A 21,168-nucleotide genomic window follows, 5' to 3' on the forward strand; every position below is an offset into this window, starting at 1 on the left:
GTTGGGCGATAAGGGAATCGAGCGGCGAGTGACAGCGCGTGCACCACGCCTGCAGCATCGCCGTCCCCACGGCGGCCGAGGACGGCCCGTCCGCCGACCAGCTCCAGACGGGGGTCCAGCAGCTCCATGCAACCGATACGATGGGCCCATGCAGATCCCACGCACTCTGGCCGCCCCCGCCGTCCTGCTCATCGCAATCGCCGCGTGGCTGCTGTTGGTCACGCCCGCACCGGGGGTGCGCTACTACGAAGCCCAGGAGATGGCGCGCGCTACGCTGGGGGCGGATGGCGCACTGCCAACCGCGCCGCCGAAGACACTGGCCTGGCAACCGGCCAACCAACGCGAACTGGTGCAGTGGCGCGGTCCTTACTGGCTGCGCTGGCGCCTGCCCGCGCCGGCAAACCAGGACGCGGCCGACCGCGCACTGCGCGTCTCGGTGCGCGCCGCCAGCCGGCCCTTCTGGAATGGCCAGCCGTTGGCCGCAAACGGCATCGTCGGCCGCAGCGCAGACGAAGAGCAGCCGGGAAAGGTGGACATCATCCGCATGCTTCCGCCCTCCTCGACCCGCGGCACCGATGAGGTGGTAATGCTCGCCTCCAGTCATCACCAGTGGATCACGCCGCGCGGCGCGGATGCCTTCGTTGCCGTCGGGCCAGCCGCCTCGATCTACGGCCACGGCATCGGAGCGTGGTTGATCGCCGCCCTCGCCACCGGTGCACTCGGCGCGGCGTGCCTGTACTTCCTCGCCGCACAGCGCGGCCGGCCGCGTGTGCCCGGTGCGCGCCTGTTGCTCGCCTTGGGCGTCGTCGGCCTTGTGTTGCCCGTGGTCGAAGCATGGCGGCCGCTGGTCGGGTATGCCTACCCGTGGCACGGTCCACGCCTGCTGATGCTGCTTGTGCTGCACCTCGCCGCTGCGATCCTGCTGCCGGCTTACCTGGCGCGTCGTTTCGGCGTCGCGGTGCCGAAGCCCGCCCGCATCGCCTATCTCACCACCCTGCTGGCGCTGGCCGCCTTCGTGCCCAGCTTCGATGGCCGCGGGGCCGCGCTGCTGCTGCTGAGCCTGCTGACCTCCGCCTGCGTGCTGCTGCGCGCCCATAGCGAGCCTGACGAACGCTGGCCGATCCTGACGCTGGTCGTGGCAGGCGCGCTTGCCGTCCCCTTGGCCGGCGGCATCGTCCTCGATGGCCCCTACTTTCTGTTCCTGGCGGTGCTGATGGGCTTCCTGCTGATCCGCCACGCCGCGCAACTGCGTAGGCTGGACCACCACAACGCGCAGCTGCGCGAAGAGCGCGCCCGCCTCTCGCTGCAGCTGCTGCAGCGAGGGATTCACCCGCATTGGCTGATGAACACCCTCACCGGGCTGCAGGAACTGATCGAACAGGCACCGATGCGCGCCAGCCGCCTGGTCGAATCGCTGGCCGAGCAGTTCGACCGCCTGCGCGAGAGCAGCACCCGCCCCAGCGTGCCGCTGGAGGAAGAGCTGGCGCTGTGCCGCAACCACCTGGACATCGTCGGGCTCGCGCTGGATCGCCACATCGGTCTTGAGGTCGAGGGCGAACACACGGGCCTGTGGCTGCCACCCGGCGTGCTGCATGCACAGGTCGAGAATGCCCTCACCCATGCGGGGGCGGTGGCGTGCGCCGGGCATCCGTTCCGCCTGCGTGTTCAACGCGAGGGCGACCGATGGATATTGGAGCTTCGTAGCGCACGCGGAACCGCCCCGCATCGCAGGCAAGGCACGGGCACCCGCTACATTGAGGCAAGCTTGGCCGCCACCTGGCCGGAGGGCTGGCACTTTGAGCAGGGCGCCGATGGCAACGACTGGTACGGCCGCATGGAGCTGACATGCGCATCCTGATCGTCGAGGATGAACTGCTGGTCCGCCAGAGGCTGCTGCGGATGTGCACCGAACTGGCTGGCAGCCGCGCCCGATTCGATGCCGTGGCCGACCTGGACGCCGCGGGTGACCGGCTGCAGCGCAGCGTGTATGACGGCCTGCTGCTGGATTTGAATCTGGGTGGGGAGGATGGTTTCGACCTGCTGAAGCGCGTGGTGGCTGGCCGATACCACTGCGTGGTGGTCTCCGCGCATCGGGAGCGGGCGCTGCAGGCGTTTGAGCATGGCGTGCTGGATTTCGTGCCGAAGCCCTTCTCACGCGAACGGCTGGGGCAGGCGCTGGAGCGACTGCTGGATGTCGGGCGGTATCGGTCTGGCGCGGCGCGTTACCTGGGCGTCTGGCATGCACAGGGGACCGCAATGGTGGAGCTGGCGGACGTGCTTTGGATCCGTGCTGATGGGGATTACAGCGAGGTGCGCATGCGTGATGGGCGCAGTGAACTGCATGACAAATCGCTGGCGAGTCTTACTGCCGTGCTGCCGCCGGATTTTGTGCGCTGCCACCGGTCGTATATGGTCAATCTGAAGCATGTGCGGACGCTGCACGCGGCGTCGGGGAGCCGGTATTGGTTGATGTTGAAGGATGGGGCTGAGGTGCCGGTGGGGCGGGCGTTTGTTGAAGAGATTCGTAGGGACATCGGGTCGACTGCTTGAATCCCAGTCCAGAACCGGCATGTAAAACACAAGCACTGTTTGCCCGTGGGACGCTGGCTTCACTTCATGCACCAGTGACCGGCAAGGCTACGGCGCGAATGCAACTTCCCACTTGCCGTACGGCGTCAGCCCGAGCGACTGTGCAAGCGCATTCGATGCGACGTTGTCACACTGGCAATGGTACTGCGCCTCATATCCACGGCTCTCAGCATGATCAACCATGGCTCGCACCAACGATGGTGAGGTTCGGGTTTGTGACGACTGACGCTGTCCGGATCTGCCATGTTCTTGGCATCAGCACGATTGACGCGCCGCAGCTTCCGCCGTCAACCCGTTTGGACAGGAGCGCTGCTGCGAAAGCGCTCCCGGTAGTCGCCGGGTGCCACGCCAAGCACACGAAGGAAGGCACGACGCAGGGTCTGTTCGTCTGACAGCCCCGTCAGCGCCGCAACCCGCTTGATCGGCAATGTGCCGGACTCGAGCAGGCGCCGTGCGGCTTCCAGCCTCAACATTTCCACTGCCTTGGCAGGCGTGACGCCACATCTGCTGCGGTAGACACGGGCGAAAGTGCGCGGCGACATGTTCATCCAGTCAGCCAGCACATCCACGCGCAGATCCTCGTGCAGGTGAGCCGCCATCCAGCCGTGAAGCTCGGCGAAATCGCCACCGGTGCTGGACTGCGCCGACAGCGGCGCACTGAATTGCGACTGCCCGCCCGAACGCTTGACGAACACGACCAGCTGTCGCGCCACGTCGATGGCGAGCCGGTGTCCGTGATCATCCTCGATCAACGCAAGCGTCAGATCGATGCCTGCGGTGACACCTGCCGAGGACCACACATTGCCATCCCGCACGAAGATCCGGTCAGCATCCACGTGTACGCCGGGGTACAGGCTCGATAGCCGCGTTGCCCAGTCCCAGTGCGTTGCCGCGCGCCGCCCCTCCGACTGCCCTGCGGCGGCCAACAGGAACGCGCCCGTGCAGATCGAGCACAATCTCCTCACTGTCTGGCCCCGCGCTGCCACCCACGTCACCAGTGCTGCGGATGCCTCGTACACGTCACCGCGGCAGCCACCTGGCGCCATCAACGTATCGATCGCGACGTCCTCCAGGCTGGCCAGTGCCTTCGACATCACCTGCAGCCCGGCGCTGGTGGCCACCAGACCGCCATGTTCGGATACGACGGTAATCTCATAGCGCAGCCTGCCCTCGGCCAGCGGCCTGCACTGATTGGCCGTGTGCAGCGCCTGGAGCGGCCCGGTGAGATCAAGCACGTTCATGTTCTCGTGGGCGAGCAGTACAACGTGACGCGTTGCGGATGGGTCGGACATGGGGCCCTGTGCGTTCAACGCGGAAAGTCGGGGTACTCGAACGCCAGCGCGACGCCCGTGGCCGTTGCGCGGCCATATCGATGCATGATGCCATCGAGTGCAGCATCCAGTGCCCTCACTGGCGCCAGGTCGGCGGCAATCACCAACGGGGCGTCACTGTCAGTCATGCGCTGGCGATCAGGCAGGACGCGCAGTCCGTGGCGTGTCACAAAGGGTTCGCCAGTGGTGGACACAAGATAGGCTTGGCTGCGGCCGGTGGTCGAGTACGCATCGATGGTCAACGCGAGCGCGCCCTCATCGATTCCCGGTACCCCCATCACATCGATCTGATCGCGGCCGTGCAGCCATCGATTGGTGTAAAGCACTTTTGCCAGCGGCACCGCCGTTGTGCCCAACCGGGGGGAAAAGGCATCGCTGTCATGCTCCGCCGACCACGCCATGACGCCCACCGCCCGGGCAACGTGCTGGGCCTGCTCACGCCCGCTGATGGCCTCCACGAGCGCGATGGACGCGGGGATGGCAGCGCTTACGCCCGCGGTCGACACCCAGTTTCCATCGGCAACATACCGTCGATTCGGCAACCAGCGTATCCCGGGGTACTGCTTTCCCCGCGTCGCAGCGGTCGACCAATGCGCTGTGGCGCGCCGCCCATCGAACGTCCCCATCTGCGCGGCGACAAGGGCACCGTTGCAGATGGTGACGATCATCGCCCCTTGGCCGGACTGCCGCTTCAGCCACGCGATGAGGCGCGGCGTGGCGGCCTGCGCGGGCACGATGATGTAGTCGGCCCCCTCTGGATGGATCACATCGAACTGCGCCACCGTGGTGTCCGTCGCGATCCGGAACCCTGGCCGCCCGAGGTCGGTAAATGTGGACAGCGGCCCCGGGTCGAGCGTCACCGCGGACACATCGAGGGTGCCGGTACGGGACAGGATCGCGAACGGCACCAGGAAGTCGCTGACCTCCACGCCGATGTTTTCCCCCACTACCGCGATCACGGCCCGGGCGCGGCCGGGCCTTGGACGATAGGCGGGGATCACCGACTCCTGGGTGGAAGAGGCACTCGACGCTTGCTCGGCGGGTCGCGTCGTTCTGGCTGGCGGCCCTGCACATCCGGCCAGCACCACAGATACAGCCCACGCGGCATGCAGACCGCGTCCAGGGAAAGTGCGAGATACCATGGTGCTGCCATAGGTAAGTGATGTGCGTGCATTCTTTGCTCCCTGCGCCACGGCAACAATGTCGCGGTTGCGTCATTTCCTGCCATGACCCTGTCCTTCCGGTTGAGGAGAGACCGCCAGCTACGCTTCGATGCCTGCCGCGAAGTCCGCCTTGAGCAGGTCCGGCTCACGCGCAGCGTGGGTGCACAGCGCTGAGATAGTGAAGCTTTGGCGCCGTGACATCCGCAGCAAGGCCAAGCAGCGCAGGTGACCACCAACCTTCCTTCCTGCTCATGCAGGCCGAGGGACAGCGGTGCAGCGCGATCTCCTCAGTGGCCAAAATCCATTGCGATCCGTCGGGTCATCGAGCGGATCTTCCCGCTCCTGCAGACCGAGGTCGCCTTGGCCAGGTGCTCTTTGCAAAATCTCCGTACGCGTCTGCTCCTGACCAAAAGCGGACTCCGAACACTGTCAGCACATCTGTGAATGCCGAGCTGACGGGCCGACGTGTCCGTCCAGCCAGGCTCACTGCTACTTGATCTTCAGCTCCGGCAGAAGAGCGTCAACATCAACCAGCTCCAGGGACTTGACCATGTGCAGCGTCCCGTTCTTGTACTTGAGGAAGTGCGGACTCTTCAGATGCTGCTCGTAAGCCTCACGACTCGCATAGATTTCAAGGATCGTCAGCCGAGTAGGATCTTCCTTGTCAAAAACCGCATACAACGACAGCACGCCTGGCTCAAGCGCCATTGAGGCGCGAACTTCTTCCGCCAACTCGTCTCGATAGGCGGGCAGATGGTCTGCATCAACGGTGATCTTTGATAGTCGTGTCATCTGTGCCTCCTCCGCTCCAACACGGAAGGAGCACGCCAACATACTGAACAACGTGGCCATGATGATCTTGTTCACTTGGGTCTCCCAGGTGCGCATGACAGTAAAGAAGTCTTTCGCGCAGGCATCATTCTTTCCGCACTTCCAGCTGAGTTTGAATGCCGACGCGAACACGTTCCGCGGCCTCCACGCCGACGTGCGCTTCGAGCACATCAGCCAGCTGGTACAAATGCTCTGGCCGCAGTCCGATGTTCATGCTCATGCCTATGTGAGACTGCAACTGAGGGCCCACCCCGGACATCGCCGCCAGCATGCTGACCGTGGCCAACTCACGGCTCTGCCAATCCAGGTTGTCGCGCTCGAAGATGTCGCCAAACAGGTGCGTACGCAGATAGTCGTTTGCCTGCGGTGCGAAATCGAACAATGGCCCTGAGACCGGACCACCAGCCAGCTTGGTCTGATTCGCGGTGCCTGCAGCGAGCAACGCGGCGCCCTTGGGGATCGGCTTGGCAGGTTCGCGGCCAGCTTCATCCTGGATGCCCCTCTGCCTGCGCGCCTCCGCCACCTTCATCAGTCCGGTCAACGCGTTCAGGCTGCGCGGAAAGCCCGCATAGGCGTAAACCTGCACGAGGATTTCTCGCGCTTCGGCAAGACTCAGCCCCGCGTCCAAGCCTTGATTCAGCGCCTCCCGAAGGCTATCCATGTTGCCGGCAGCTGCGGAGGCGCTGATCGGAATGATGGCTTGCTGGCGGGAATCCAGTTCGGTGGTAGAACCCCCGTCTGAGTTGACGTTCATAGCTTCTCCTTCGTGTGCGAAAGGCGGCATTGAGCGGATCGATGCGGACCGTGCCCGTAAACCAGTCCGTCGATCCTTTGATGGACGCTTGGGCGCCATGGCGTTTGATTTCCATGTAGCTCACCCATTTGTGGTGTGGTTGGGCATGCAACCAACGGCTACTCGGACTCAATCCGAACCGCGAGCGGACCTTCCGTGCGAAGGACCTGCAGTCCTCCTTCGATTCGACCCAGTCGGATCAAACCCTTCGAGTACGCAAATGGCCTGTGGAAAATCGCCAGATTTCCCCACGGCGCATAAAAGGCGATGTCGCCCGCCGCCGGCGTGAATCCCTCCGGCTCACCCGCCACACTGAGACGGCGCGGAAGCTGCGCGATTTTCTCGTTCGCGGCGTAGTCCTCAAGCTGCAGCGTCAGCGGCAACTGGGCGATGAACTCGCGCGCCGGGATACTGTCTTCCATGGTGGCCGACAGCACCTGATCGTTGATGATCAGTCGAATCTTCATGGAATGAACTTCCGGGTTTGACTCTACCTTCCTGGCTGCAATGGCGTGATGAGCGGGCTCGGCAGAGCATGCCGCTATTCCCCCGAATGCAAGCAGGAGGCAAAGTAGCTTTCCTGTGAACGACGTAACGCGCCTCATCAGCCCCGTGCCTCCACAGCGACCACCGGCCCGGGCGTGGTCGCCCGGTCGGACGCCGTGGCATAAGCGAGCAGCGCGGCGCACAGCAACAGGCCAGCACTGGCCAGGAACGTACTGGCAAAGCCGAGACTGTCAAACAGCAGTCCGCCCACGGTCGAGCCAAGTGCGATGGAGCACTGCACCACCGCCACCATCAGCCCGCCGCCGGCCTCTGCGTTGTTGGTGAAAGTGCGGGCCAGCCAGCTCCACCAGCCCACCGGCGCGGCCGTTGCCAGCAGGCCCCATGCCGAGAGCAGTGCGGCGGTCGGCCAAAGCTGGTGCCCCAGTGGAACCAAGGCCACAGCAATGAGCGCCATCAAGGCTGGAATGGTCACCAGCGTTCGGTAAAGCCCACGCCTGATGAACGCGCCAATGACGAGCGTGCCCACGAAGCCACTTATGCCGATGGCCAGCAGCACCAGTGGTACAGCAGACGCTCCTGCACTGGTCACCCGCTCCAGGAACGGCCGCACGTAGGTGAACAGGGCAAATTGCCCCATGAAGAAGGCACCGCAGGCAAGCATGCCAAGTGCCACCACACGCCGCCGGAACAGCGCGACCAAGCCGCCTTGTGACTGCCCGCTCTCCGCGGGCATGGAGGGCAGACAAACCCACTGCCATGCGAGAGCTATGGCAGCCACCGGCAGAAGGCACAAGAAAGCGCCGCGCCATCCGATCATGCCGCCCAGGTAGCTGCCCAATGGCGCCGCAACTACCGTTGCAAGCGCGTTGCCGCTATTGAATATCGCCAAGGCTCGCGGAATCTTCGCAGCCGGAACCAGCCGCATTGCCGTTGCGGCAGACAGTGACCAGAACCCACCGATCACCACGCCGATCAGTGCACGCCCCATCATGTAGACCGGATAGTTCGGAGCCAGGGCCACCACCACACCCGACACTGCCATCAATGCGGTGAGGATCAGCAGCAACGTTCGTCGATTCATGTTGCCCGCCAACCGGGAGATCAACAGGCTGGTCAGCACCGCAAAGGCTCCCGAAATGGCAATGCCGTACCCGGCAAGCCCTTCGGTCACGCCCAGATCTGCCGCCAAGGGAGTAAGCAGGCTCACCGGCATGAATTCCGAGGCTATCAACGCGAAGACGCACAACGTCATCGCGAGCACGCCCCCCCCAGTTGGCGCGATCTGCAATCGCGTGTGTGCGGCTCATTTCCCGGCCAGGCCGCGCTGGAAGAACGTCGTCAGTTTCTCGAAGGGAATCAGGTTGGCGCGGTCATACAGGTCCACGTGACCCGCACCCTTCACCCAGTAGAGTTCCTTCGGTTGGCCGGCCCTTTGGTATGCGTCTTCGCTGAACTCGCGTGAATGTGCGGCGTCGCCGGAGACGAACAGCATCGGCCGGGGTGAGATGGTCTCGATGTCATTGAAGGGATAGAAGTTCATGAATTTGACCAAGCTGCTGAAGAGCGGCTGGGTCGTCAGCTCTGCCGTATCGCCCTTTGGCGTGTAGGCGCCGCGCGGGGTACGGTAGAAGTCGAAAAACTCGCGTTGGATGGCAGGGGTGTCAGCATCGAGTTTGTTCACCGTGCCTGGCACGTACACTGCCGCCCCGCCCTTGAACTCTGCCAGGCGCTGGCCCGTTGCGGACTGGATCATCGTCTTGCGCTGCTCCAGCGATTGCCCGTTGTTCAGCCCCTGCCGTGCCGCCGCACCCATGTCGTACATGCTCACCGTAGCAATGGCCTTGATGCGCGGGTCGATCTTGGCGGCGCTGATCACAAAGCTGCCGCTGCCACAGATGCCCAGGCCGCCAATCCGATCCGGGTCCACATAGGCCTGCGTACTCAGGAAGTCGACGGCCGCACTGATGTCGTCTGAATAGATTTCCGGCGCCACCATGTGCCGCGGGGCGCCGCCGCTCTCTCCCCAGAAGGAAAGATCGATCGCCAGCGTAACGAAGCCCTGTTCGGCCAGCTTCTGCGCGTAGAGCTGCGAGCTCTGCTCCTTCACCGCGCCCATCGGGTGGCCAACCACCACGGCGGGCGCGCGGCCGCCGCGAGGCAAGCCATGAGGGCGGTACAGCGTGCCTACCACTTCCATCTGGTACTGGTTGTGGAAGCTGACGCGCTCACCCGTGACCGTGGGGCTGCGGTAGAAGTTGTCTGCCCCGGCCGGACGGGCTGCCCCAGGCGTTTCGGCAGCCATGGCGGGAAGCGGAAGTACGTAGCTGGCAAGCAGCGCCAGCAGCAACGTGGTCGGTTTCATGCGAGTGCGGCCTCGGTTGGGGGGACTGAGGTCGCCACGATAGGCTCCGCCCGCTACTGCGATAAGCCGGCTGAAAGTTGATGCATTGTTGAGTTGAGCTCACAATTGGTCCATGAGCGCCGTGAAGACCAATGATCTGCAAGCCTTTCTGGTGGTGGCCCAGGAGCAGAGCTTCACCAAGGCCGCCGTTCGCCTTGGGGTGACGCCCTCTGCGCTGAGCCATTCGATGCGGTTGCTGGAAGAGCGCCTGGGCATTCGCCTGCTGGCCCGCACCACCCGCAACGTTTCCCCCACTGAAGCCGGCGAGCGCCTTATGCGCTCCATCGCACCGCACTTCGAGGCTATCGGTGCCAGCGTGGAAGCATTGGGGGACCTGCGCGACCGGCCGGCGGGAACGCTACGGATCTCCTGCACGGATGATTCGATGGAGACCATCATCCGACCACGGCTTGCCGGGTTCCTGGCCGAGTACCCGGACATCACGCTTGAGTTCTACGTGGATTACGGCTTTACCAACGTGGTGGAGCAGCGTTTCGACGCTGGCATCCGGCTCGGGGAAGCGCTGAGCAAGGACATGATCGCTGTCAGGGTCGGACCGGATTGGCGGCTGGTGGTGGTTGGATCCCCCGGCTACTTCCAGAAACATCCCAAGCCCAGGAAGCCCGCCGACATCACCCGACATCGTTGCGTACACATCCGGCATCGCCCAAACGGTGCAATTTACGCGTGGGAGTTTGAGGAGAAGGGCAAGGAGTTCACGGTGCGCGGCGATGGACCGTTGGTCTTCAACAGCATGACCCACGTCATCAATGCCGCCATGGACGGCCTGGGTTTGGCCTATGCGCCCGAGCCGATGGTCGCCGAGCATATCGCGGCGGGCAGGCTGGTTGCCGTGCTCGATAAGTGGTGCTTACCCTTCCCCGGCTACCACCTTTACTACCCAAACCGCCGGCAGCCCTCGCCCGCATTTACGGCGCTGGTTGGGTGGCTGAGGCTGGAATGAGGAGGAGCAGAAAGCTCGGATTGAATCGCCCAGTGTGTCGATACCGCCCGGGCAGTGGCGCTACCTGCTGGTCGGCGAGAAGTTCTGGGCTCCACGCGTCTTTCGCCACTGGATCCACGCGACCGCGGCGACGAAGAAGACGCTGCACAGGTAACTGCCTTCCGGCCCTTGCGCGCCACCGGTCAGGGTGTCGAGGCCTTGCGGGCGCAGCGCCACCAGCAGCGCCGGCAAGTGCGTATCGATGCCGGTGACAGGCAGCTCGAAGCCGGTCGCGAGCAACCAGTTCCACCCCGCGTGCCAGCCCATCACGCCCCAGATATTGCCGGTCCGCAGCGCCCAGGCGCAGGCGAACAGCGAGAACAGGAACGTGCCGAGCATGACCCGGAGCGGCTGGTGCGGACTGAAATGCAGGAAGCAGAAAGCGAGCGACACCAGCAGCACTGCCACCGTGACATTGGTCTTGCGCGCCACCACGGACAGCATCCAGCCGCGGAAGATGACTTCCTCCACGCTCGCCTGGAACATGAAACTCAATAGCAGTAGACCGATGTGCAGCAGGCTGACGGGCGACCGCCAGGCCTGCCCCAAGCCCGCCGCCTGCATGCCGCCAGCCATCCAGATCGCGACTACGACCAGCGCGATCGTGCCGAATCCAACGGCCAGTCCGCGCAGGAAGGTTTTCAGCGGTGCCGGACCGGTCAGTCCGATACTCGCCAGCGAGCGCCCTTCGACGAAGCGTACCCAGGCGAGCACGGCCGCCAGCGTCGGCGCGAAGCCGATCCACAGCAGCGCATACAAGCCAGCGAGACCGATCGGATCGCCGCCCGGCGTCGACCAATGCTGTGACTGCATCCACCCGTCCAGCGCGATCACCGGTACCGCGTTGAACAGGATCATCAGGATCGGCGTCAGCCAGGCCCAGGGCAGCCAGCCGCGGGCCGGATCGGGCGAATACAGGGCAACGGGGGTCATGCAGGGCACCAGGTCGACGTGATCGTCGCTGCAAGGTGCCGTCCGCGCGGGGGGCGTGGCAACCGGTTTGCGACCAAGACACAGAAGCCGCCGATGAATCTCCCGGATCGCCGACGAAATGGCGCTGAGTCGTCGCCCGTGGTGTCCGCTTTGGGTGGCGGTTTCGTATGTTCGATGAAACACAGACAGCTGCCCAAGCAGCAGGAGTGTCGCGGAGGCGGACCACGGCCGCATCAGCGACACCGCGTCGATTCCCGAGCGTCTTTGGCAGCGCGGCTCGAACGAAAACACGAACGGGCTGCTGCGTCAGTAATTCCCGAAAGGCGTTGATCTGTCGAGCTTCTCCCAAGCCAAGCTCAACAGCGTGGCCAGGCAACTAAACGAGAGGCCACGCAAGACCCTGGACTTCCAGACACCAATCGAGCGATATCAACGAGCTTCCGCTTTCGGCCAATAGCAGACCTGCCGGACTCGCTGCACGGACTGAAGGTATGGCAGCAGTTGCTAACATTGCAGGCCACGCCTCCTGGAAGGAAGTCGCCCGCATGCCTTTGCCCCCGGCGTTTTGGCGAGTCGCCATGCTGACGGTCGTGGCCTTGCCAGTCTGGCCATTCGCTACCCTGTCAGCGGCGGAGCCGGATTATCAGACCAGCGCCTTCACCCACCCCATCAACCGTGCCAAAGACGCCCCTTTGGCAAGCCTGGGCAGCGATGGATTGCTTCGCTATGGCGTGTATACCGAGCGCGGTGGCGATCAGGCCCGCAACATCCTCCCGGACTTCTCCCGCGCCGGCTACCAGGGAGGCGGCGTCAGCCTGCCCACCCGCTCCAGCATTCCTGTTATTGAGGTCCTTGAGCCAAACGCGGAGGGTGACGACTATCCCCGCATCCAGGCAGCGATCGATGCGGTCTCCCTACGTGCCACGGACAGCCGGGGCCTGCGCGGCGCGGTCCTGCTCCGTCGCGGCCACTACAGGGTGAGCAGGACGCTGACCATCCGTGCAGGCGGCGTGGTGCTGCGCGGTGAAGGGCGAGGTGCAGACGGCACGGTGGTCCGCTCCGAAATCAGCGATCGGCAGGGCAGAATTCTTGAAGTGGGCAGCAGCGAATCCGCGGTTCCCCGCGCCGCTCTGGATCCACGCCGTACCGCAATCACCATGGACTACGTCCCGGTGGGGGCGATGCGGATCAAGTTAACGTCCGCAGCCGGCTATCGCGTGGGCGATACGGTGTCGATCGCGAGGGAACCCAACGCGCGCTGGGTCGGCCCAGAGGGCATCGATACCGCGCGATACCGGTGGACGGCCAGCGACTATGCCATGTACAGCGAACGCGTCGTCACCGCGGTAGACCATGACACCATCACTCTCGATGCCCCGATCATGGATGCCATCGAGTCCCGCTTTGGTGGCGGCAGCATCTATCGCACGGATCCGATCCGCATCTCCCAAGTCGGCATCGAAGACCTCCGCCTTGAAGGTGACCCCGAGACCGGCACGGTCAACGGCACCGCCGATGCCGGCCCCTTTACCGCACTCCGCCTGGGTGCAACCCACAACTCATGGGTTCGCGATGTAACCGTGCGTTATGTATCGCATGGCTTCGTGACCCGTAATGGCGCGCAGTTCAATACCCTGCAGGACATCGCCTATCTCGACCCGAGGTATGGCGAGACCCAGGGCGCCCGCCGCTATGTGTTCCTGTACGAGGGCAACGCCGCCTTCAATCTGATCCAGCGCTGCTACAACCAGGGCGGCCGGCATACCTTCGTCATCGGTGCACGGGTGCCCGGCCCCAACGTGTTTCTGGACTGCCTGGCCGTGGGCGACAGCAACGACAGCGGCCCCCATCACCGCTGGTCCACTGGCACGCTGTACGACAACACCAAGGGATACATGCTGCGAGCGCAGAACCGCCGGTACAGCGGCACGGGACACGGGTGGGCAGGCGCACAGCAGATGTTCTGGAACACCGAGCACGACATCTACGTGGTCCAGGCGCCGCCCTTCGCGATGAACTGGAGCGTGGGACAGGTGGGCGCCATTGCACCCGGGAAATTCCCGCCGGAGGAGCCAGCGGGGATCGTGCAGGCGATGGGCCAGGTGGTGACACCTCGCAGCCTGTATCTGCAGCAGTTGCGTGATCGTCTGGGCGAACAGGCGGTGGTCAACATCACCACGGAAGCGCAACGTGACGGGCGCATCTGGGACAGCCTGGCCGATGGTGCGGGGGAATAGCGCTCATAGCGGAGAGCGCTGGCAGCCAACGCATTGACGATCAGCTCCGCGATAAGCGGCAGGTGGAGCGCACGACCAACAAAAAAGCCGCCGTTTCCGGAGGCTTTTTCGACTGAATCATGGTGGGCGGTACAAGGTTCGAACTTGTGACCCTTGCCGTGTGAAGGCAATGCTCTACCGCTGAGCTAACCGCCCGATGCTGCTGAGCCGCTCATTATAGGGCGGCAAATTTGGACGTCAACGGTTTCGCCGAAATTTCTTCACATCGTGTGCGTGGGCTTGTCCGCGGTCAGGATGCCGGCCAGCAGGGTCTCGATCCGGTGGCGGACGGTCTCCCCTTCCGCACCATCGGCCAGCTGTACGCCGATGCCTGCCGCGCGGTTGCCCTGGGCCCCGGCGGGGGTCACCCAGATCACCTTGCCGGCCACCGGCAGGCGCTCGCCGGAGTCCGGCAGGGTGAGCAGCAGGAACACCTCATCGCCCAGGAAGTAGCGCTTGGGCGTGGGCACGAAGATGCCGCCGTTCTTCACGAACGGCATGTAGGCGCTGTACAGCGCGGCCTTGTCCTTGACGGCAAGGGACAGGATGCCCTGTCGGGCGTTGGTGGCGCTCATGCTCTATTCCCCTTGGCGTGCCGTTCGTTGACCTTTCCCCAGGCCAGCAGCAGCTCAACCACCGCAAGATCGGCGCGCACCGTGGTGCGCAGCAGGTCGCGGGTGCGGTTGGCCGCATCGAACCAGGCGGCCAGCTTGTGCAATCGATCAGGATCGGTCAAGCCACCGCCGGTGGCCTGGGCCAGGGCGAGATCGGCGGCGTGGCGCAGGCGCAGGGCGGCGTTGTCGTCGGCGGTCCAGCGCTGGGCCAGTTCCACCGCGCCGGCGCGGCCGGCGACGAGCGCTTCCAGATCCGTAGCGACCTGGCGGCGCAGGGCCAGGCCGTCCTCGCGCAGCCACTGGTCGGCCAGGCCGGGATGGCCACGCGCGGCGTCCAGCGCTTCGCGGGCGCTGGCCTCGCTGTGGCCCAGGGTCTGCAGCCAGGCGAGCGCTTCCTCGCGCGGCGGCAGCTTGAACTCCAGGCGCTGGCAGCGGCTGCGGATGGTGGCCGGCAGGCGGGCGGGGTCGGCGCTGATCAGCCACAGGTAACGGCCGGGCTGCGGCTCTTCCAGGGTCTTGAGCAGGGCGTTGCAGGCGGCGCGGTTGATGGCGTCGGCAGGATCGACGATCACCACCTGGGCCACGCCGTACTGGGGGGTCAGCGAGAGCTTCTGCGAGACCTCGCGGATCTGCTCGATCACGATTTCGGTGCGCAGCTTGTCGCCGGATTTGTTGGGAATGAACGAGATCCGCTGCAGGTCCGGGTGGGTCCCCGCGGCCAGCAGCTGGGCGCTGCGCTTGGCCGCGGCAGGTTCGCCCTGCTCCAGCACGTGCTCGGCCAGCCGCAGCGCGACGCCCAGCTTGCCCAGGCCGGCCGGGCCGCAGAACAGCAGGCCATGGCCGAGGCGACCGGCGTCGAGCGCGGCCACGGTCTGGTCATAGGCGCGCTGCTGCCAGGGGGAAAAGGGTTCAGCCACGTTCCGGCTCCTGTGCCAACCATGCATCCACGGCCGCCACCACCGCGCCGGCGACGCCGGCCTGGTCCTGGCTGGCATCGATCAGGCGGTAACGTGCGGGGTCCTCGCTGGAACGCTGGCGGAACACCGCGCGCACCCGCTGGAAGAAATCATCGTGCTCGCTTTCAATGCGGTCCGGCCACAGGTCGCGGCCGTTGGCGCGCGCACGGCCGACCGCTACGTCCACATCCAGCAGCAGGGTCAGGCCGGGCAGCAGGCCGACGGCGCGGCGCTCCAGATCGGCGATCCACGCCGGGTCCAGGCCGCGGCCACCGCCCTGGTAGGCGTAGCTGGAATCGGTGAAGCGGTCGCACAGCACATAGGCGCCGCGCTGCAGCGCCGGGGCGATCACCTGGCGCACGTGCTGGGCGCGGGCGGCGAACACCAGCAGCAGCTCGGCTTCGGCCGAGAGCGGCTCGGCGGCGATCTCCTCGTCCGGCTTGAGCACCAGCGCGCGGATGCGCTCGGCCAGCGCGGTGCCGCCGGGCTCGCGGGTCAGCACCACCTCATGCCCACGCGCCTGCAGGGCCTCGCGGATCGCGTTGATGGCGGTGGTCTTGCCGGCGCCCTCGCCCCCTTCCAGGCTGACGAAGTGCGGGTGCCGGTGCAGCGCGGGACTCATTGGGGGGCGGCCTCGTTGGTGCGTTTGCTGCGCAGTTGCTGCAGGTAGCGGGCAACGGCGGCGTTGTGGTCGGTGTAGTTGGCCGAGAAGATGTGCGCGCCACTGCCATCGCCCACGGCCACGAAGTACAGCGCGTCCCCCTTGGCTGGCTGCGCGGCGGCATGCAGCGCGTCACGCCCGGGCATGGCGATCGGGGTCGGGGTCAGGCCGGCGCGCGTGTACGTGTTGTACGGCGTATCGGTGGTGAGGTCGCGCTTGCGGATGTTGCCGTCGTAGCTGCTGCCGATGCCGTAGATCACGGTCGGGTCGGTCTGCAGCCGCATGCCGATCTTCAGGCGGCGCATGAACACCCCGGCGATCTGCGGGCGCTCGCTGGGCAGTGCGGTTTCCTTCTCGATGATCGAGGCGAGGATCAGCAGCTCATACGGCGAGTTCAGGGGCAGATCGTCCACGCGGCTGTCCCACGCGGCAGTGAGTTCTTTTTCCATCGCGGCATGCGCGCGCTTGAGCACGTCGATGTCGCTGTCACCGCGCTGGTAGACGTAGGTCTCGGGCAGGAAACGGCCTTCCGGGTGTTCGCCGGGGAAGCCGATCGCCTTCATCAGCGCGGCATCGTCCAGCGCATCGGTGGTGTGCACCAGCGGATCGGCGCGCTTGAGCGCAGCGCGCAGCTGCCGGATGTTCCAGCCTTCCACGATGGTGACGCGGTGCTGCAGGACGCGGCCCTGGCGCATGCGGGTCAGCAGCTCGCGCGGGGTCAGCGCCGGATCGAGCGCGTATTCACCCACCTTGAGCTTGCCGGCGGCATCGAGCTGGCGTGCCAGCAGCTGCCACTGGGTGTCGCTGCCTTCGTCCACGCCGGCCTGGCGCAGCTTGCCGAGCACGGTGCTGAAGCCGTCCCCCGAGGCGATCACCACGCTCTCCGCACTGGGGGTGACCGGCGCATCGGCGAACGCGCCCTGGCGATGCCAGAACCATGCGCCTGCGGCCGCGACCAGCAGGGCCAGCACCAGCAACACGGCCAGTACGGCCAGACATCCCCGTTTCGCACCCGCCATGGTCACCTCGAATCAAATTCTTCGCCGCGCAGCATACCGCGCGGGTACTGCACACCGCCAAACGGCTCAGGCATCGCTGCCCAGCGCCCGCAGCAGGCCACGGGCCTTGGCGCGGGTCTCGTCCAGTTCCTTGTCGGCCACCGAATCGACCACGATCCCGGCCCCGGTGCGGAAGTTGGCGGTATCGCCGGCCACTTCGGCGGTCCGGATCAGGATGTTCAGGTCCAGGTCGCCATCGCGGTTCAGCCAGCCGAACGCGCCGGTGTAGGCGCCGCGCGCGGTCTGCTCCAGCTCGGCGATGATCTGCATGCAGCGCACCTTGGGGCAGCCGGTGATGGTGCCGCCGGGGAAGGTCGCGGCGATCACCTGGCCGGGGCTGACGTCCTCGCGCAGGCGGCCACGCACGTTGCTGACGATGTGGTGCACGTGGGCGTAGCTCTCCACGGTCATCAGCTCATCCACCTCCACGCTGCCCGGCGCACAGATGCGGCCGAGGTCGTTGCGCTCCAGATCGATCAGCATCACGTGCTCGGCGCGCTCCTTGGGATGGCCGACCAGTTCCTGGATCCGCGCGGCATCGTCGTCGCCAGCGAAACGCGGGCGGGTGCCGGCGATCGGGCGGGTCTGCACGTCATCGCCATGCACCGAGACCAGGCGCTCGGGCGAAGAGCTGACCACCGCCCTGCCCTGCGCCATGAACAGCCCGGCGAACGGTGCGGGGTTGGCCACGCGCAGCTGCGCGTACAGCGCCTGTGGCGAGAGCGCCTCGGTGAACTGCGCGCTCCAGCGGCGGGACAGGTTCACCTGGAACACGTCACCCGCGCGCAGGTAATCGATCACCCTGCCGACGCCGTCGGTGAAGCGCGGTGGCGCGTCTTCGCCGATCGCCACCGGGGGCTGCCACGTCGGCAACGGGGCCAGCGCGGCGGCCGCGGCAAGGTCGTCCTGCAGGGTCTGCAGCAGCGCGGCCTGACCGCTCTCGCACACGGCATGGAACTGGCCGAGCACGCGATCGTGCAGCACGGCCGCCGGGCAGCGCAGCGCCAGCGCGGACGGCAGCCCATCGGCGCGCGCCGGCAAGGCCAGCACGTCTTCGATCTGCCCGGCCAGTTCGTAATCCAGCATCAGTGCCCAGCCACCGCGGAACGGCAGTGTCGTCTCCTCGCGCGGCAACCGCAGGGCGGCCCAGTGCGCGTCCAGCACGTCGAGGAAGCGGCCGTCATGCGCCACGCCATCGGCATCACGCACCACGCCGTCGGCGTGCAGCGCGAGCGCTTCGCCGCTGCCCATCAGCAGCAGGTCCCAGCGCCCCTGCGCGGTGCCCGAGGCGGTGGACTCCATCAGCAGCGGGTAGCGCTGCGGGGCCAGGCGCTGCAGGGCCAGCAGGTCGGTGGTGGCGGGCAGCGGAAGCGTCTGGAACATGACAGGACACCGGAAGGGCGCGCAGCGTGCGCGGGGGCCAGATACACCAAGGCCGCCATGATGGCGGCCCGGGTGGGAGTGCACGGAACGGGCGGTCAGACGCGCTTGAACACCAGCGTGCCGTTGGTGCCGCCGAAGCCGAAGCCGTTGGACATCACCACATCGACCTTGGCCTCGCGTGCGGTGTTGGGCACGTAATCCAGGTCGCAGCCCTCGCCCGCTTCATGCAGGTTGATGGTCGGCGGAATGATGTTGTCGCGCAGCGCCAGCACCGAGAAGATCGCTTCCACGCCGCCGGCCGCGCCGAGCAGGTGGCCGGTCATCGACTTGGTGGAGCTGACCATCATCTTGTAGGCGTGGTCACCGAAGGCGGTCTTCATGGCCATGGTTTCGCCCAGGTCGCCCAGCGGCGTGGAGGTGCCGTGCGCGTTGAGGTAACCGACCTGCTCCGGGGTCACGCCGGCGTCCTTCAACGCCATGGTCATGCAGCGTGCCGCGCCTTCGCCGTTCTCGCTCGGGGCGGTCATATGGTACGCATCCGAGCTGGCGCCGAAACCGGCCAGCTCGGCATAGATGCGCGCGCCACGCGCCTTGGCGTGTTCGTACTCTTCCAGGATCAGGATGCCGGCACCGTCGCCCAGCACGAAGCCGTCGCGTTCCTTGTCCCACGGGCGCGAGGCTTCCGCCGGTGCATCGTTGCGGGTGCTCATCGCCTTCATCGCGCAGAAGCCGCCCAGGGCGGTCGGCGAGGAGCCGCGCTCGGCACCACCGACCACCATCACGTCCGCATCGCCGTACTGGATCATGCGCATCGCGGTGCCGATGGAGTGGTTGGAGGTCGCGCAGGCGGAGACCGCCGAGAACGACGGACCCTTAAGGCCGGTGATGATGCTCAGCTGGCCCGGGAGCATGTTGATGATGGTCTTGGGCACGTAGAAGGGCGAGATCTTCTTGCCCTCGTGGAAATCGATGGTCTGCTCTTCGATGCCCAGCAGGCCGCCGATGCCCGCGCCAACGATGGCGCCGACGCGCTCGGCGTTGCCGTCGGTGATCTCCAGGCCCGAATCGTTCAAGGCCATGAAGGCGGCACCGAGGCCGTAATGAATGAACGGGTCCATCTTCTTGGCATCCTTGCCAGTGACCCGGAATTTGCCGAACTGTTCGTTGTCGGCGGTGATGTCGAAGTCCCTGACCTCACCTGCGATCTTGGTGGTGAAACGGTCCAGGTAGGACTGCGAAACGTTGGTCAGCGGACCGATGCCGGAACGGCCTTCGGTGATGCCCTTCCAACTGCTGGCCATATCATTGCCCAATGGCGAGACCATGCCCATGCCGGTAACGACGACGCGACGCTTCATTGCAGATTCTCCTGACCCGGGTGTTGCGGGTATCACGCGGTATAACGCTCAAAAGCACAGGGCCGCAAGCGCGGCCCCATGGGTTTGCCGCACGCGGTCGCAGCAATCGCCACGGCCGCGCGCGAGCCGCCTGACATCAAGCCTTGACGTGGGCGTTGATGTAGTCGATCGCAGCCTGCACGGTGCTGATCTTTTCGGCTTCTTCGTCCGGGATTTCGCACTCGAACTCTTCTTCCAGCGCCATCACCAGTTCAACGGTGTCCAGCGAGTCAGCGCCCAGGTCATCGACGAACGATGCGCTGTTGGTGACTTCCTCTTCCTTGACGCCAAGCTGTTCGACGACGATTTTCTTGACGCGTTCTTCGATGGTGCTCATTGGATATCGCTCCAGATGGAGTAGTGGTTCAAAAATGACGCCATCCGGTGAGGGATGACCGTGGGATAGTGTAGTGGAAACCAGCGACACCTTGCATTGCAGCAAAACATCAAACGGATCAACCACTTGCGGCGCACTCCTTGCGCCACATGCTTACGGCATGTACATGCCGCCGTTCACATGGAGGGTTTCGCCGGTGATGTAGCTGGCCGAAGGACCGGCCAGGAACGCCACCGCGTTGGCGATATCGGACGGCTCGCCGAGCCGCTCCAGGGCGATCGACTTGACCAGGCCGGTGCGCTGCTCTTCCGGCAGGGCCTTGGTCATGTCGGTGTCGATGAAGCCCGGCGCGACCACGTTGACCGTGATCCCGCGCGAGCCGATTTCCTTGGCCAGCGACTTGGAGAAGGCAATGATGCCGGCCTTGGCCGCGGCGTAGTTGGCCTGGCCGGCATTGCCGGTCACGCCGATCACCGAGGCGATGTTGATGATGCGGCCCTTGCGCGCCTTCATCATGCCGCGCATGACGGCCTTGGAGGTGCGGAAGACGCTGGTCAGGTTGGTGTCCAGGATCGCCTGCCAGTCTTCTTCCTTCATCCGCAGCAACAGATTGTCGCGGGTGATGCCGGCGTTGTTGACCAGGATGCTGATGGCGCCGAATTCCTTGGCGATGCCGTCCAGCACGGCCTCCAGCGCAGCAGCGTCGGTGACGTTCAGCGCGCGGCCGTGGCCACCCACGGCAGCCAGGCGCTCACCAATGGCGGCGGCACCGGCGTCGGTGGTGGCGGTGCCGATGACGGTCGCGCCCTGCGCGGCCAGTGCGTCGGCGATCGCGGCACCGATACCCCGGCTGGCGCCGGTGACCAGTGCGATTTCACCCTGAAGGGGCTTGCTCATCTCATTTCCTCGAACGGGATCGGCCTGGCCGGTCTGGC

General features: G+C 65.5%; 20 protein-coding genes, 1 tRNA gene and 1 pseudogene. 5 read left to right on the forward strand and 17 right to left on the reverse strand.

The window, feature by feature from the left end; translation table 11 throughout:
- Positions 1-148: 148 nt before the first annotated feature.
- Both NJD74_RS04275 and NJD74_RS04280 read left to right on the forward strand, forming a co-directional pair.
- Positions 149-1,858 carry a sensor histidine kinase gene (locus tag NJD74_RS04275; RefSeq protein WP_019185364.1) on the forward strand — a complete coding sequence of 570 codons (1,710 nt, stop codon included), beginning with the start codon at positions 149-151 and terminating at the stop codon, positions 1,856-1,858.
- Positions 1,846-2,550, forward strand: coding sequence for a LytTR family DNA-binding domain-containing protein (locus NJD74_RS04280; protein WP_019185363.1), 705 nt, complete (start codon positions 1,846-1,848; stop codon positions 2,548-2,550). The genes NJD74_RS04275 and NJD74_RS04280 overlap by 13 nt, the downstream gene beginning before the upstream one ends.
- Before the next feature lie 326 nt (positions 2,551-2,876).
- Here the strand turns inward: NJD74_RS04280 and NJD74_RS04285 are convergent, their stop codons facing one another.
- From NJD74_RS04285 to NJD74_RS04315, 7 genes are all read right to left on the reverse strand, one after another.
- On the reverse strand, positions 2,877-3,881 hold the full coding sequence (locus tag NJD74_RS04285; protein ID WP_319623725.1) for a GlxA family transcriptional regulator: 1,005 nt from the start codon (positions 3,879-3,881) through the stop codon (positions 2,877-2,879).
- A 14-nt stretch (positions 3,882-3,895) separates the two neighbouring features.
- Entirely contained in the window at positions 3,896-4,921 is a 1,026-nt protein-coding gene (locus tag NJD74_RS04290; protein WP_319623726.1) for a DJ-1/PfpI family protein, read from the reverse strand.
- 651 nt (positions 4,922-5,572) lie between these two features.
- The gene (locus NJD74_RS04295; RefSeq protein WP_202803186.1) at positions 5,573-5,950 is read right to left on the reverse strand and encodes an antibiotic biosynthesis monooxygenase family protein; all 378 of its coding nucleotides are present in this window, start codon (positions 5,948-5,950) and stop codon (positions 5,573-5,575) included.
- 49 nt (positions 5,951-5,999) lie between these two features.
- The gene (locus NJD74_RS04300; RefSeq protein ID WP_019185358.1) at positions 6,000-6,668 is read right to left on the reverse strand and encodes a carboxymuconolactone decarboxylase family protein; all 669 of its coding nucleotides are present in this window, start codon (positions 6,666-6,668) and stop codon (positions 6,000-6,002) included.
- A gap of 158 nt (positions 6,669-6,826) precedes the next feature.
- Positions 6,827-7,174, reverse strand: coding sequence for a cyclophilin-like fold protein (locus tag NJD74_RS04305; protein WP_070473889.1), 348 nt, complete (start codon positions 7,172-7,174; stop codon positions 6,827-6,829).
- Between the two features lie 137 nt (positions 7,175-7,311).
- Entirely contained in the window at positions 7,312-8,466 is a 1,155-nt protein-coding gene (locus tag NJD74_RS04310) for an MFS transporter (RefSeq protein ID WP_319623813.1), read from the reverse strand.
- 51 nt (positions 8,467-8,517) lie between these two features.
- Complete coding sequence (locus NJD74_RS04315) at positions 8,518-9,576, reverse strand: alpha/beta hydrolase (RefSeq protein WP_102789132.1); 1,059 nt, start codon at positions 9,574-9,576, stop codon at positions 8,518-8,520.
- A 112-nt stretch (positions 9,577-9,688) separates the two neighbouring features.
- On the opposite strand from NJD74_RS04315, the gene NJD74_RS04320 reads away from it, so the two are divergent.
- Positions 9,689-10,579: a LysR family transcriptional regulator gene (locus NJD74_RS04320; RefSeq protein ID WP_070473895.1), complete on the forward strand. Its 891-nt coding sequence runs from the start codon at positions 9,689-9,691 to the stop codon at positions 10,577-10,579.
- A gap of 60 nt (positions 10,580-10,639) precedes the next feature.
- Here the strand turns inward: NJD74_RS04320 and NJD74_RS04325 are convergent, their stop codons facing one another.
- Complete coding sequence (locus NJD74_RS04325; protein WP_070471850.1) at positions 10,640-11,551, reverse strand: type II CAAX endopeptidase family protein; 912 nt, start codon at positions 11,549-11,551, stop codon at positions 10,640-10,642.
- Positions 11,552-11,816: 265 nt separating this feature from the next.
- On the opposite strand from NJD74_RS04325, the pseudogene NJD74_RS04330 reads away from it, so the two are divergent.
- Positions 11,817-12,008 (forward strand): annotated as a pseudogene (locus NJD74_RS04330) (IS30 family transposase); the annotation flags it as partial.
- Positions 12,009-12,129: 121 nt separating this feature from the next.
- On the forward strand, positions 12,130-13,788 hold the full coding sequence (locus NJD74_RS04335; RefSeq protein ID WP_319623727.1) for a hypothetical protein: 1,659 nt from the start codon (positions 12,130-12,132) through the stop codon (positions 13,786-13,788).
- Between the two features lie 120 nt (positions 13,789-13,908).
- Here the strand turns inward: NJD74_RS04335 and NJD74_RS04340 are convergent.
- The 9 genes from NJD74_RS04340 to fabG all read right to left on the reverse strand — a co-directional run bounded on the left by NJD74_RS04340 (position 13,909) and on the right by fabG (position 21,130).
- Positions 13,909-13,983: transfer RNA gene (locus NJD74_RS04340), tRNA-Val, on the reverse strand.
- Between the two features lie 65 nt (positions 13,984-14,048).
- Positions 14,049-14,402, reverse strand: coding sequence for a PilZ domain-containing protein (locus NJD74_RS04345; RefSeq protein ID WP_019185355.1), 354 nt, complete (start codon positions 14,400-14,402; stop codon positions 14,049-14,051).
- The gene (locus tag NJD74_RS04350) at positions 14,399-15,358 is read right to left on the reverse strand and encodes a DNA polymerase III subunit delta' (protein WP_319623728.1); all 960 of its coding nucleotides are present in this window, start codon (positions 15,356-15,358) and stop codon (positions 14,399-14,401) included. The genes NJD74_RS04345 and NJD74_RS04350 overlap by 4 nt, the downstream gene beginning before the upstream one ends.
- On the reverse strand, positions 15,351-16,019 hold the full coding sequence (gene tmk, locus NJD74_RS04355; protein ID WP_070471840.1) for a dTMP kinase: 669 nt from the start codon (positions 16,017-16,019) through the stop codon (positions 15,351-15,353). The genes NJD74_RS04350 and tmk overlap by 8 nt, the downstream gene beginning before the upstream one ends.
- Positions 16,016-17,077 carry an endolytic transglycosylase MltG gene (gene mltG, locus NJD74_RS04360; protein WP_026070122.1) on the reverse strand — a complete coding sequence of 354 codons (1,062 nt, stop codon included), beginning with the start codon at positions 17,075-17,077 and terminating at the stop codon, positions 16,016-16,018. Before mltG ends, tmk begins: the two co-directional genes overlap by 4 nt.
- Before the next feature lie 66 nt (positions 17,078-17,143).
- Positions 17,144-18,499 (reverse strand): aminodeoxychorismate synthase component I, encoded by a 1,356-nt coding sequence (locus tag NJD74_RS04365; protein ID WP_019185351.1) that lies wholly within the window; start codon positions 18,497-18,499, stop codon positions 17,144-17,146.
- Positions 18,500-18,594: 95 nt separating this feature from the next.
- A complete protein-coding gene (fabF, locus tag NJD74_RS04370; protein WP_070426749.1) occupies positions 18,595-19,857 on the reverse strand; it encodes a beta-ketoacyl-ACP synthase II in 1,263 nt (420 codons plus the stop codon).
- 136 nt (positions 19,858-19,993) lie between these two features.
- On the reverse strand, positions 19,994-20,233 hold the full coding sequence (acpP, locus tag NJD74_RS04375) for an acyl carrier protein (protein ID WP_017357544.1): 240 nt from the start codon (positions 20,231-20,233) through the stop codon (positions 19,994-19,996).
- Positions 20,234-20,386: 153 nt separating this feature from the next.
- Complete coding sequence (fabG, locus tag NJD74_RS04380) at positions 20,387-21,130, reverse strand: 3-oxoacyl-ACP reductase FabG (RefSeq protein WP_070426748.1); 744 nt, start codon at positions 21,128-21,130, stop codon at positions 20,387-20,389.
- Positions 21,131-21,168 lie beyond the last annotated feature (38 nt).

The sequence above is a fragment of the Stenotrophomonas sp. RG-453 genome (assembly GCF_033843685.1).
GTDB lineage: Bacteria > Pseudomonadota > Gammaproteobacteria > Xanthomonadales > Xanthomonadaceae > Stenotrophomonas > Stenotrophomonas bentonitica_A.